Below are 12,511 nucleotides of genomic sequence, written 5' to 3'. Positions count from 1 at the left end.
ACAACCGCATGGAATCATCATGGCCGAGACACTGACCGCAACCGCATTCGCGCCCTTCGATGCCCTGGCTGTGCATCTGCTGCCGCATGCGACGGACAGCGATGACGGTTCGCATGACATCGCCCATATCCACCGGGTGTTCCGCAATGCGATGCGCATCCATGCGGGCGAAGGCAGCGATGGCGAGGTTCTGGCCGCAGCCGTGCTGCTGCATGATTGCGTTGCCGTCGAGAAGAATTCGCCGCTGCGTTCACAGGCATCCAGGCTGGCCGCAGACAAGGCTTCCGGCATCCTGGCCGGTCTCGGCTGGGACGCTGCCCGCATCGCCGCCGTCGCCCATGCCATCCTGACGCACAGCTTTTCCGCCAATATCGCGCCGGAAAGCATCGAAGCGAAAATCCTGCAGGATGCCGACAGGCTCGATGCGATCGGCATGGTCGGCGTGGCACGCTGCTTCTATATTGCCGGCCGGATGGGCTCCGGCCTCTATGACCCGACCGACCCGGAAGCGAAAAACCGACCGCTCGACGACCGGCGTTTTGCAATCGACCACTTCCCGGCCAAGCTGCTGACGCTCTCCGATGGCTTCCAGACGGCGACCGGCCGCGGACTGGCCACGGAGCGACACGAGCGCCTGAACCTTTTCCTGTCCCTGTTCCACAATGAAATCTGAGGCTGTCATGCAGGTCGCCGAACTCAATATCTTTCCGTTGAAAAGCGCCCGCGGCATCACCGTGCCATCCGCCCGCATCGAGGCCATGGGCCTGGCCGGCGACCGGCGCATGATGATCGTCGACCCGACCGGTCAGTTCATCACCCAGCGCGAATTGCCGGCTCTGGCGAGGCTCACCGTCGCTCCGACCGAGAGCGGTGTACACCTGACGCTGGACGACGGCCGCGAGGTGCTGGTCGCGCAACCGCAGCCGGACAACCGCATGGACGTGGCTGTATGGAGATCGATCGTCAGCGCCGCCGTGGCGGACGAAACAAGCAACGCGACGCTGTCGGCGTGGTTCGACACACCGATGAAGCTGGTGTTCTTCGATACGGCCGCCCGCCGTCTCGCCAACACGGAATGGGCCGGCAACGACAGTCCCGTCAGCTTCGCCGACGGCTATCAGGTTCTGGTGACGACGACCGGTTCGCTACGTGCCCTGAACGAGGACATGGCCAAGCATGGCGAAGGCGCGGTCGGCATGGAGCGTTTCCGGCCGAATATTGTCGTCGACTGCGACGAGGCCTGGGCCGAGGATCGCTGGACGGCGATCGAGATCGCCGGCATCCGCTATGACTTCGTCAAACCATGCGCCCGCTGCATCATGACGAGCCAGGACCAGACCACCGGTTCGCGCGAGGGTGCCACTCCGATCCCGGCCATGGGCCGCATCCGCATGTCGGCCGACCGGCGCGTGCCCGGCCCCTTGTTCGGCTGGAACGCGGTGCCGCGCAGTGAAGGTGCCATCGCGCTGGGCGATCAGGTCACTATCATCGAAGAACGTTCGGAAAGCTGGGCGATCAAACGGCGCTGAAGGAACGTTCTTAGCCATTATCGTCCGGGGTCGAACCGGCTGACGTTCATCAATTAAGCTGATGGCCAGTTCATCAATTGGCGTTTTTCGTCGCGAAAACGCTCCTGTATTGTCTGCGGACAATCGGAGCAAATCTCATGGCCACGACCATCCCCCGTCCCACAATGCCCTGGCTGATCATCATCGCGGGTTCTCTGGTCGCTGTCATGACCTTCGGCCCGCGCTCGGCCATGGGTTTCTTCCAGTTGCCGATGCTGGCCGATCGCGGCTGGGACCGCTCGACCTTCGGTCTGGCCATGGCGGTGCAGAACCTCTGCTGGGGTCTGAGCCAGCCGTTCTTCGGCGCACTCGCCGACAAATACGGAACGGGCCGGGTGATCGTCATGTCCGGCGTGCTCTATGCGCTTGGCCTTTTGATGATGGCGCATGCCTCCGCGCCGATCTGGCTGCATATCGGTGGCGGCGTGCTGGTTGGTACGGCGATCGGCGCCGGCTCGTTCAGCGTCATCCTCTCGGCATTCGCCCGCAACGTGACGCCCGAACAGCGCTCGATGGCCTTCGGCATCGGCACGGCTGCCGGCTCTGCCGGCATGTTCCTGTTTGCACCGTTGTCCCAGGGGCTGATCTCGGCCGTCGGCTGGTCGGACGGACTGGTCTATATGTCGATCATGATGCTGATCGTACCGCTGCTTGCCTATCCGCTGCGCGGCAATGCCAATTCCGGCACGCAATCCAAGGCGCAGTATGAGCAGACGGTGGCCGCTGCGCTGAAAGAAGCACTGACCCACAAGAGCTACCTGCTGCTGACCACCGGCTTTTTCGTCTGCGGTTTTCAGGTGGCCTTCATCACCGCGCATTTTCCCGCCTATCTCGGCGATATCGGCATCGAGGCACGCTACGCGGTGATTGCCATGGCACTCATCGGCTTCTTCAACGTCATTGGCTCGCTGGCCGCCGGTGTGATCGGCCAACGCTATTCGAAACCGTATTTCCTGGCGCTGATCTATATCGGCCGTTCGATCGCGGTCACGGCTTTCCTGCTGTTGCCGCAGTCACCGACGTCGGTGGTGATCTTCGCCGCCGTGATGGGCCTGCTGTGGCTGTCCACCGTGCCGCCGACAAATGGCCTCGTGGCGATCATGTTTGGCACACGCCATCTCGGCCTGCTCGGTGGTCTGGTGTTCCTGTCGCACCAGATCGGTTCCTTCCTCGGCGTGTGGATGGGAGGCTATCTCTACGACCGCTTCGGCACCTACGACCAGGTCTGGTGGCTGGGTGTAATCCTTGGCCTGTTCGCGGCAGTGGTGCATTGGCCAATCCGTGAGAAAGCGGTCGACCGACCGGCTGTCGTCGCGGCTTAAATTTGCTCCAAATGAGATTTTATTTCGGCTTTTCGGCCGGAGCGGATCAATTTTGCCTCATTTTGTGCACCTGCGAACGTCAGCAGAAAATTATTTTATTTTTGCTGACGACCCCGTTGACGGATTCGCATCCTGCACCTACCTTGGGGATGCTGGATCGATACTGACTACGATACCAGCGTAAGGTCTCGCCCTTGAGACCGCAGCCAAAGAAGGAGGTCAGCGAAATGCCAGTTGTATTTCATGATACCGCCCGATCCTGGCAGATTACCCCGCGCTTTGTGATGGGCAAATCCCATCTCAAATGCACCTGTCGAATGTGACACTGCGCAAGCACTGAACTGAATACATCGACATCTAGTTTTGCTCCGTGCACCGCACGGGCGGGGAATATTGTTATGAAGAAGCAAGTTATCGAATACGCCGGGGTTCCGGTCGGCATCACCATACCCGACGGCGATCGGTTCAAGTTCATTGCCGTGAAGTATCCGGTCATCGACCTGGATGGCGGCAGCTACCGCAGCATTGGCGACCTGCAGGTCGCCATTCACCAGCATATGCAGAAGTCTGCGCCGGAAGATCAGGAAATTTTCTTCGGCGCCGCCAATTCGGCAGGTTCGGCCAGTGACCGCAAGGTCTTCAATGCAGCCTGACAAAACCCTTCGCGTGCCGTGCCGGCTTCGAGCCCGCGCGGCACGTAGACGTGGCGATCGAGGAAATAGCGGGTCAATTGAAACGCCCGTGCCAGGCTTTCCGGATCCGCGGCGCGCCTTGTGCCTGGAGACAGGAAATCCGGCAAAACCAGCATCTTGTCGGCCCAGGGCTGACCTGCGGCACGGCTGACCGCGCGGCCTGATTTCGGCGAGACGAACACCAGATCCTCACGCCCTCCGGTGGCCGCACATTCTTCCAGATCAAGGCCAAATCCCAGATCATTCAGCAGCGCCAGTTCAAAGCGCACAAACAGTTCCCCGGCCGATGCCGGCTCATGCAGGTGATCGAGGATCACATCGAGTGCCTCGAACAGATGCGGATGCGGATCGCGCTCGGGCAGCAGTCGCAGCAGCGAGCCGAGCGCCTGCACGCCATAGACGGCCGTGGCACTCTCCATCAACCGCCCCGCGCGCAATTCCACCGGCTCGACCCGATACTCGCCGATATGCTCGTCGAGACGCGCCCGCCATGTGACTTCCAGCCGGTTTCCCGGCTGCAGGACCGGCTGCATGGTGCGCGAGCGACCGGAGCGGACCATGCCAAGATGACGGCCGCGATGACGCGTCATCATTTCGGCGATGACGCTGGTTTCGCCATGTCGCCGCACACCGAGAAGGATCGCTTCATCTGTCCATTGCATCGGTGAATTCTACTCCAGCCACGGCATCAATAACAACCGCCGGCACGGCCTCATCCGGCCATATCGGCAAGATAAGTGACCACCCAGCGACGCCAGTGTTCAAGCGCCAGAGACTTGCCCGGGAAGCGCTCTTCCTGATGGAACTGCGCCATGGTCTTCATCGCCTCCAGCACGACGGCTGCCATGGCTTGCTGCTCCTCTTCGCCGAGAGACGGACGCCAGGCGGCGAGGATCGACACGATCTGCTGCCTCAGGCTGGCCCGCAGCACGCCGGGCCGCACGCCGGGCTGCTCCCAGCGCGCATCGAGGAGGCTGAGAACGAGGCTCCGCTCCGACGCATGCGCCAGGAACATCTCCAGCAGTCTCGCCGAGAGACCGTCCGCATGCAGTTGCGGGGCGGCTTGGCGAATTGCCTCAAGCTCGGTCGCCAGATGCTCGGCGTAACGGGCAACCAATGCGTCCGCGAGCAGATCCTTGTTGGGGAAAAACTGGTAAAGCGAGCCGATCGGCGCGCCTGCCCGCGCGGCAATCTCGGTCATTGTCGCTGCCTTGTAACCTTGTTCGGCAAAGACTGCGGCACCGGCATCGAGAAGTCTGGCCACCCGTGCGATCCCGCGCTTGCGCTTGGGTTCCTTGGCCGTGGCCGGCATTGGAGTCGGCGGTGGCGAACTTGACTTTTGCGAGACCATCTTCATAAATCTCAATTGTGAGGATAGCCTCATTTATTGTCTAATTCGACGTTTCGTCCAGCGCTTTCCATCCACGCGCGCCTCAGACGAAAGACGGGGTACCGCATGTCCGAGGATCAGGGTCGCAACAGTCCGCAAACCATCGTGACGGACGAAGCCCCGATCGCCGTCCCGCCCGTGCCTGCACCCCTGCCCGGTATGCTGACCTCGCTACCCAGCCTCGCACGCTGGACCATATTGGCGATGGTTTCCTTCGTTCTGTCGGCAGCGCTGTTTCTCAGCCATATCCCGGGCGCCCTGTTGCTCGGGCCGATGGCGGCCGCTATCCTTGTGGCGACCAATGGTGCCCGGCTGTCCGTGCATCGCGTGCCCTATATCGTGGCTCATTCGCTGATCGGCTGCATCATCGCCCGCTCGCTCGATCTGCAGACCCTGAAAGCCGTCGCGCATGACTGGCCGATCTTCCTCGCCATCGTGCTCGCCGTCATCGCCGCCAGTAGCCTGCTCGGCTATCTGATTGCCAAGGCCGATATCCTGCCGGGGACGACCGCTGTCTGGGGGACCTCGGCAGGCGCGGCGTCCGCCATGGTGCTGATGGCCGAGGCGCATGGTGCCGACGCCCGTCTTGTCGCCTTCATGCAATATCTGCGGGTGGTGTTTGTCGCGACCGGTGCCTCGATCATGGCCGCATTCGTCTTCAATGTTGAGGGCGGCGCAGCACAGGAGATCATCTGGTTTCCGCCGACCGACTGGATCGAACTGGCGAAAACCGTGGCTGTCGCGCTTGCTGCGGCTGTCGTCGGGGCAAAGCTGAGAATCCCGGCCGGCACCATGCTGCTGCCGATGATCGCGACCACCACACTTCATGTCCTCGGTTACATCACCATCGACCTGCCGGAATGGCTGCTCGCGGCGGCCTATGGTCTGCTCGGCTGGAAGATCGGGCTCAGCTTCACCCGGCGCATCCTGCGGCATGCGGCAAGCGCCCTGCCCCAGGTGGTCGGCTCAATCGTGCTGCTGATGGGTTTTTGCGGCGGACTTGCCTTCCTGCTCTGGTGGCTGAAGGGCATCGATCCGCTCACCGCCTATCTGGCGACAAGCCCGGGCGGGCTTGATTCCGTCGCCATCATCGCCGCCTCGACGCCGGTCGACATGTCCTTCGTCATGGCCTTGCAGACCACGCGCCTGCTGCTGATCATCCTGATCGGCCCGGCGATCTCCAGCTTTGTCGCCCGACGCCTGAGGGCATAGGCAAACCGCGCGACATCAGTCGCGCGGGAACTCCAGACCCATTTCGCGGAAGCGTTCCGGATCGTTGCCCCAGTTTTCGCGAACCTTGACGAACAGGAACAGGTGCACCGTCTGTTCGAGGATTTCCGACATCTCGCGGCGCGATGAGCTGGAGATCGACTTGATCGCCTCGCCATTCTTGCCGAGCACAATCTTCTTCTGGCTGTCGCGCTCGACATAGATGACCTGCTCGATGCGCACCGAGCCGTCCTTGCGCTCTTCCCACTTCTCCGTCTCTACATGCGAGGAATAGGGAAGTTCCTGATGCAGGCGCAGGAAGAGCTTTTCGCGGGTGATTTCGGCGGCCAGCTGGCGCATCGGCAGATCGGAAATCTGGTCTTCCGGATAATACCAGGGACCTTCCGGGAAGGTGTCCGCCAGATAATCCATGATGTCTTCACAGCCCGAGCCGGTCGTGGCCGAGATCATGAAGGTGCGGTCGAACTTGACGGTCTCGTTGGCGGTCGTCGCCAACTTGAGCAGCGCTTCGCGCTCGACACGGTCGATCTTGTTCAAGACCAGGATCTTCGGCTGCGGCACATCCTTCAGCGCCTCGAGGATCGCCTCAGCATCACCGCGCAGGCCCCGCTCGCTGTCGATCAGGAGCAGGATCAGGTCGGCATCCTTGGCGCCGCCCCAGGCGGACGTGACCATGGCACGATCAAGCTTGCGGCGCGGCTTGAAGATGCCCGGCGTGTCCATGAAGACGATCTGGGCGTTCTTGTGGATGGCGATGCCGCGCATCACGGCGCGGGTCGTCTGCACCTTATGGCTGACGATCGACACCTTGGCACCGACGAAGCGATTGACTAGGGTCGACTTGCCGGCATTGGTCGGGCCGATCAGGGCAACGAAGCCGGACCGAGTCGGGCCGGTTCGGGTCGGGTCGGGTTGTGTCAAGTTGGCGTCGGGCGCTTCATCGACGTCAGGGGTTTGGTTCTCTGTCATATTTTCCATTCAGTTGGCGTCTGTGGCCTTGGCCCAGATGCCTTCGCGTTCGAGAATTTTTGTGGCTGCCACCTGTTCGGCGGCACGCTTGGAACGGTCCGTTCCCATTTCCGGCTTCACGCCGGGGATTTCGACGATCACCGTAAAGCGGGGATCATGATCCGGTCCGGAGCGTTCGGCAACCTTATATATTGGCGATGTCGCATGTTTGGCATGCGCCCATTCCTGCAGTTCTGTCTTGGCGTCGCGGCGGGCGCCATCGGCACGGCTGGCGCGGGCCGTCCAATAGCGCAGGATGAAACCGCGCGCAGCTTCGAGACCGGCATCGAGATAGATGGCCGCGATCAGGCTTTCGACGACGTCGGCGCGAACATTGAGCATGTTGGACGCCGTGATCGCTTTTACGTCCGAACCGGTGCGAATGTAGCGATGAAGCTCCATCTCGTCGGCAACCGCGGCGCAGGTTTCAGCACTAACCAGCTGGTTGAAACGAACCGACAGTTCCCCTTCCGTCGCATTGCGATAGATGGAAAACAGCAGTTCGGCGACACAGAGGCCTAAGACCCGGTCGCCGAGGAATTCCATGCGTTCGTAGTCGCCGCGGCTCTTCGAGACGTGGGCGCTCGCATGGGTGAGAGCCCGCTGCAGGCGCTCACGCTCGGCAAAGCCATGACCGATCACAGCTTCAAGCTGCTTCCAATCCTCTTCGCCGAGCCCTCTTGCCTTTTTCATTCGACAACCTTGAAAAGACGGTCCCAACGCATGTTGGCAGGCCATTTCCAGATCTCGCGGAACGAGGTGTCGTTGCCGAGCGAGAAGAAGATCACCGAAGCGCGACCGATCAGGTTTTCGGCCGGCACGAAGCCGACATCGAAGCGGCTGTCGAGTGAGTTGTCGCGATTGTCGCCCATCATGAAATAATGGCCTTCGGGCACGATGAATTCGCGTGTGTTGTCACCGCGGGTATCAGGTGCCTGGTCAAGCGTCTGATAGGTGACGCCATTGTCCATGGTTTCGCGGAAAACCGGCACATCGGTGCCCGGATCCATGCGGTAGTCGGATGTAAAGGCACCGTCCTGTGCACGCGGCACAGGCTGACCATTAATGTTCAGCACGCCGTCGATCACTTGGATACGGTCGCCCGGCAGGCCGACAAGGCGCTTGATATAGTCGATCTTCGGGTTCGGAGGGAAACGGAACACGACAATGTCGCCCCGCTCCGGCGCGCTTTCGAAGATGCGGCCTTCGAACAGGTTCGGCGAGAACGGCAGCGAATATTTCGAATAGCCATAGGAAAACTTGTTGACGAAGATGTAGTCGCCAACCAGGAGCGTCGGCATCATCGACCCGGACGGGATCGTGAAAGGCTGGAAGAACACGGTGCGGATAACCATGGCCAGCAGCAGGGCCTGGATGATGACCTTGATGTTCTCCCAAAGGGCACTTTGAGTCTTTTCAGCTCGTTCGCTCACGCGGTTCTATTCCTTTTTGCGAATTTCCTGCCCTGTCTAGTCGGTTCGCATCGACGCGGCAACCGCCGACGGCGGCAAACAGGCGCGACCAAGCAGCTCAACGGCTCTCCGGCAGGGCTTCAATGATGACGAATGCCTGGGCCAGCGGGTAGTCGTCGGTGATTGTCAGGTGAATGGATGGCACATGACCGGGCGGCATCAGGCCGAGCAGAATGGTTTGCGCCCCGCCGGTTAGCTTCATCGTCGGCTTGCCCGACGGCAGGTTGATGACGCCCATGTCCTTCCAGAACACGTTCTGGGCAATGCCCGTTCCTAGCGCCTTAGACATGGCTTCCTTGGCGGCAAAACGCTTGGCATAGGAGGCGGCGCGGTTTTTGCGGCCATCCGATTTCTTGCGCTCGATTTCGGTGAAGCAGCGATGGGTAAAACGGTCGCCGAAGCGCTCGATGGATTTTTCCACCCGCCGTATATCGATAAGGTCACTTCCAAGGCCGATGATCATGGTCAGACGCTCGCGGTCCCATCAAGCGCCTCGGCCAGGCGCTGGCGGGCGCGGATTGCCAGATGACTGCGCCGCCTGACCTGAAAACCGTGCACGGCCCAGTAGGTCGCACCGTAAATCACGATTGCGCTAACGGCAGCCAGCGGAATTGCGCCAATCAACATGGGTTTCAATACCGGCTCCCACAAGTGGGTCAGATCGAAGGAATGCAACAGCCGGTGCAGATCGAGTGGGGCTGCCTTCTCCGGGCCATCGCGACGGAGAATGACTTCGCCGACTTCCCAGGTGGAAGCCCAGATCAGGGGAAAGGTCAGTGGATTGCCAAATGCCGTGCCGAGAGCGGCAGCGGCAAGATTGCCAGCAACGACGTAGGCGATGGCAAGGGCAAGCACGATGTGCAGGCCCATGAAAGGGGTCCAGGAAGAAATGACCCCTGCCGCAACGCCGGCTGCAACCGCATGCGGGGTTGCCGTCAGCCGCAGGATCCGCTTGCGGACATAGTGCAGCGAACGCATGAAACCCTTGCGGGGCCAAAAGAAGTCCCGGAGTCTCTGTATCAAGGGCAGTGGTCGGCGGCGTCGGAAAAGCATGCTGCACATGTAGTGGATCGGACATGCATCCGGCAAGAGCAGGGCCGAAAATCGACACAAGGCCTAAAAGCGAACGCCGACATCAAAGCCGGCGTCGAAATCATCACGATCGGATGGGAGCGATCAGCTTAGAAGCCGCGACGGAAGGCGCCACGATCGATTTCGCGCTGACGGTATTCCAGGTCAACCAGGTCACGGGCGCCGTTCAGGTAGTTCATTTCGCGTTCGGCAACAGTCGGGACGCGAAGGGCACGAGCAAATTTACGGATAGGAGCAAACATTTTTCTGTCCTCAGTTCTGTGTTTCATCTGTTGAGGAGAAGATAATATTGCGCCGCACAAACCACCAGTCCTGATTGGCGACACCAGCCATGCGCAAGGCGCATGTCTGGACCCTTCAGGTTTACGTTTTAGGCAGAATAGTGACTAAAAGTAAGGCAGGTCGCCGCCAATGTGGCCCGGACGGGCCACATTGCATGCCGCAGCATGTGGGAACGGCAAGCAAGGCAACCGTACAGACTCAGTCGTAGATCCGCTTGACCGTAGAGATGCAGTCGAGTTCCTTGAGTTCGCCGATCAACTGGTTCAGCTGCCGAAGATCCCAGACCTCGATATCGAGGCCCATTTCGGTGAAGTCGGTGGCGATCCGGATCATGTTCAGCACGCGGATGTTGATGTCGAGGCGTGCGACGCATTGCGCGACCGTGGCCAGCGTGCCCGGCTCGTTCAATGCATTGATCAGGATACGGGCAACGAACCGCGATTTGTTGGCCTCGTCCAGATCCCAGCGCACATCGATCCAGCGCTCCGGTTCATCATCGAAGCGCTGCAGCGCCGAGGCCTGGATCGGATAGATGGTGATCCGCCTGTCGTCTTCCATGATGCCGACGATGCGATCGCCGGGGACTGCGCCTGCCGGACCGAAATGCACTTCGGCATTGCCCGAGAGACCGCGGATCGGCAATGGCTCAGGCCCATCGCCGGCCGTCGGGGCATCGCCCACCGGCCGCGCCTTGCCGGGGATCTTGAAGACCATGCCATTGGCGCTGTTCATCGCGAACCAGCCCTCATCGGCATTCGGCTTCACGGTGACGCGTTCATCCTGGTAGTCTGGATAGACGGCACGCAGGACATCGAGCGACGACATTTCGCCACGGCCGACGGAGGCAATGGCATCCTCGACGTCGCGCTGGCCGAGCCGGTGCAGGACGGGACGGAGATTGTCCTTGGAGAAGACCTTGCCGGCGCGCTCGAAGGTGCGCTCCAGAATTCGTTGTCCAAGACCTGCATATTGCTTGCGGATCGCCATGCGGGTGGCGCGGCGGATGGCGGCGCGGGCCTTGCCGGTGACGACGATTTCTTCCCAGGCGGCCGGTGGAACCTGGACGCCGGAGCGGATGATCTCGACCTCGTCGCCGTTCGACAGGCGCGTGACCAGAGGCATGATCGAACCGTTGATCTTGGCACCCACAGTCGTATCGCCGATATTGGTATGGACAGCATAGGCAAAGTCAATCGGGGTCGCACCGCGCGGCAGCGCGATCAGCTTGCCCTTTGGGGTAAAACAGAAGACCTGGTCCTGGAACAGTTCGAGCTTGGTGTGCTCGAGGAATTCTTCCGGACTGTCGCCCTCGGCGAGCGCCTCGATCGTATGGCGTAGCCAAGAATAGGCGTTGCTTTCGCGCGACAGCAACTCGCCCGGCTCGCCGTTTTCGCCATCCTTGTAGAGCGCATGCGCGGCAATGCCGAATTCGGCGATCTCGTGCATGCGGCTCGTGCGGATCTGCAGTTCGATGCGCTGGCGCGACGGACCGACGATCGTCGTGTGGATCGACCGGTAGTCATTCTGCTTCGGGGTGGAGATATAGTCCTTGAATCGTCCCGGCACGACGCGCCAGCGCGTGTGAACGATGCCCAGCGCCCGGTAGCAGCCGGGAATGTCATCGACCAGGATGCGAAAACCGTAGACGTCGGAAAGCTGCTCGAAGGACAGCGACTTCGACTGCATCTTGCGGAAAACCGAATAGGGCCGCTTCTGCCTGCCCTTGACCGAGGTGTTCAGCAGACCATTGGCGACGAGCAGGTCGCGCAACTCGTCCTCGATCTTGGTGATCAGGCCTTCATTGCGGGTCGAAAGTTCAGCGAGCCGCTGGGTCACCGTCTCGTAGGCTTCGGGATTGATATAACGGAAAGACAGGTCCTCCAACTCGTCGCGCATGTCCTGCATACCCATGCGGCCGGCGAGCGGCGCATAGATTTCCATCGTCTCTTCGGAGATGCGGGCGCGCTTGTCGTCGCGCATATGCTCGAGTGTGCGCATATTGTGCAGGCGGTCGGCAAGCTTGACGAGAAGGACGCGCACATCGTCGGAAATGGCGAGCAGCAGCTTGCGCAGGTTTTCCGCCTGCTTGGCCTTCTTCGAGACCAGATCCAGCTTCTTGAGCTTGGTCAGGCCTTCGACCAGGCGACCGATATCCTCGCCGAACAGCTCATCGATTTCGGCGCGTGTCGCCGATGTGTCTTCAATCGTGTCATGCAGGAGGGCGACTGCGATCGTCGATTCATCGAGACGCATATCGGTGAGAATCGCGGCAACCTCTAACGGGTGGGATATGTAGGGATCGCCACTGGCGCGCGTCTGCTTGCCGTGCTTCTGCATGGCATAGACATAGGCCTTGTTGAGAAGAGCTTCATTGGCGTCGGGCTTGTACTTCTGTACCCGCTCCACAAGCTCATACTGCCGCATCATTCGGACGTCTCCCAGAAACGAAAAGCGC

Annotated in this window: 14 protein-coding genes; 5 read left to right on the top strand and 9 right to left on the bottom strand. The window is 60.9% G+C overall.

Going from position 1 to position 12,511, the window contains the following annotated elements; all coding sequences use genetic code 11:
* The first annotated feature begins 19 nt into the window (after positions 1–19).
* The 4 genes from PDO_RS08120 (at position 20) to PDO_RS08105 (ending at position 3,543) form a co-directional block, all read left to right on the top strand.
* A complete protein-coding gene (locus tag PDO_RS08120; RefSeq protein ID WP_007600239.1) occupies positions 20–673 on the top strand; it encodes an HD domain-containing protein in 654 nt (217 codons plus the stop codon).
* 7 nt (positions 674–680) lie between these two features.
* Complete coding sequence (locus PDO_RS08115) at positions 681–1,529, top strand: MOSC domain-containing protein (protein WP_007600238.1); 849 nt, start codon at positions 681–683, stop codon at positions 1,527–1,529.
* Between the two features lie 137 nt (positions 1,530–1,666).
* Entirely contained in the window at positions 1,667–2,890 is a 1,224-nt protein-coding gene (locus PDO_RS08110; RefSeq protein WP_007600237.1) for an MFS transporter, read from the top strand.
* 398 nt (positions 2,891–3,288) lie between these two features.
* A complete protein-coding gene (locus PDO_RS08105; protein ID WP_007600236.1) occupies positions 3,289–3,543 on the top strand; it encodes a hypothetical protein in 255 nt (84 codons plus the stop codon).
* Here the strand turns inward: PDO_RS08105 and recO are convergent.
* On the bottom strand, positions 3,471–4,244 hold the full coding sequence (recO, locus tag PDO_RS08100) for a DNA repair protein RecO (RefSeq protein WP_007600235.1): 774 nt from the start codon (positions 4,242–4,244) through the stop codon (positions 3,471–3,473). The genes PDO_RS08105 and recO overlap by 73 nt on opposite strands.
* A gap of 50 nt (positions 4,245–4,294) precedes the next feature.
* Positions 4,295–4,846, bottom strand: coding sequence for a TetR/AcrR family transcriptional regulator (locus tag PDO_RS26670; protein ID WP_244426382.1), 552 nt, complete (start codon positions 4,844–4,846; stop codon positions 4,295–4,297).
* Positions 4,847–5,038: 192 nt separating this feature from the next.
* Between PDO_RS26670 and PDO_RS08090 the strand changes: the two genes are divergently transcribed.
* A complete protein-coding gene (locus PDO_RS08090) occupies positions 5,039–6,184 on the top strand; it encodes an AbrB family transcriptional regulator (RefSeq protein ID WP_007600233.1) in 1,146 nt (381 codons plus the stop codon).
* Positions 6,185–6,199: 15 nt separating this feature from the next.
* Here the strand turns inward: PDO_RS08090 and era are convergent, their stop codons facing one another.
* From era to PDO_RS08060, 7 genes are all read right to left on the bottom strand, one after another.
* Positions 6,200–7,180 carry a GTPase Era gene (gene era / locus PDO_RS08085; RefSeq protein ID WP_037072976.1) on the bottom strand — a complete coding sequence of 327 codons (981 nt, stop codon included), beginning with the start codon at positions 7,178–7,180 and terminating at the stop codon, positions 6,200–6,202.
* Positions 7,181–7,903 (bottom strand): ribonuclease III, encoded by a 723-nt coding sequence (gene rnc, locus PDO_RS08080; RefSeq protein WP_007600230.1) that lies wholly within the window; start codon positions 7,901–7,903, stop codon positions 7,181–7,183.
* Positions 7,900–8,643, bottom strand: coding sequence for a signal peptidase I (gene lepB, locus PDO_RS08075; RefSeq protein WP_007600229.1), 744 nt, complete (start codon positions 8,641–8,643; stop codon positions 7,900–7,902). Before lepB ends, rnc begins: the two co-directional genes overlap by 4 nt.
* Before the next feature lie 97 nt (positions 8,644–8,740).
* Positions 8,741–9,145, bottom strand: a complete 405-nt coding sequence (acpS, locus tag PDO_RS08070) for a holo-ACP synthase (protein ID WP_007600228.1) — start codon at positions 9,143–9,145, stop codon at positions 8,741–8,743.
* Between the two features lie 2 nt (positions 9,146–9,147).
* Positions 9,148–9,735, bottom strand: a complete 588-nt coding sequence (locus PDO_RS08065) for a DUF2062 domain-containing protein (protein WP_081593154.1) — start codon at positions 9,733–9,735, stop codon at positions 9,148–9,150.
* 128 nt (positions 9,736–9,863) lie between these two features.
* Positions 9,864–10,016, bottom strand: coding sequence for a DUF3563 family protein (locus PDO_RS27040; RefSeq protein ID WP_007600225.1), 153 nt, complete (start codon positions 10,014–10,016; stop codon positions 9,864–9,866).
* 238 nt (positions 10,017–10,254) lie between these two features.
* Entirely contained in the window at positions 10,255–12,483 is a 2,229-nt protein-coding gene (locus PDO_RS08060; protein ID WP_007600223.1) for a RelA/SpoT family protein, read from the bottom strand.
* Between the last annotated feature and the right edge of the window lie 28 nt (positions 12,484–12,511).

Source organism: Rhizobium sp. PDO1-076 (assembly GCF_000247475.1).
GTDB lineage: Bacteria > Pseudomonadota > Alphaproteobacteria > Rhizobiales > Rhizobiaceae > Allorhizobium.
The sequence above is the reverse complement of the archived record's forward strand: the minus strand, read 5'-3'. Positions and strand labels throughout refer to the sequence as shown.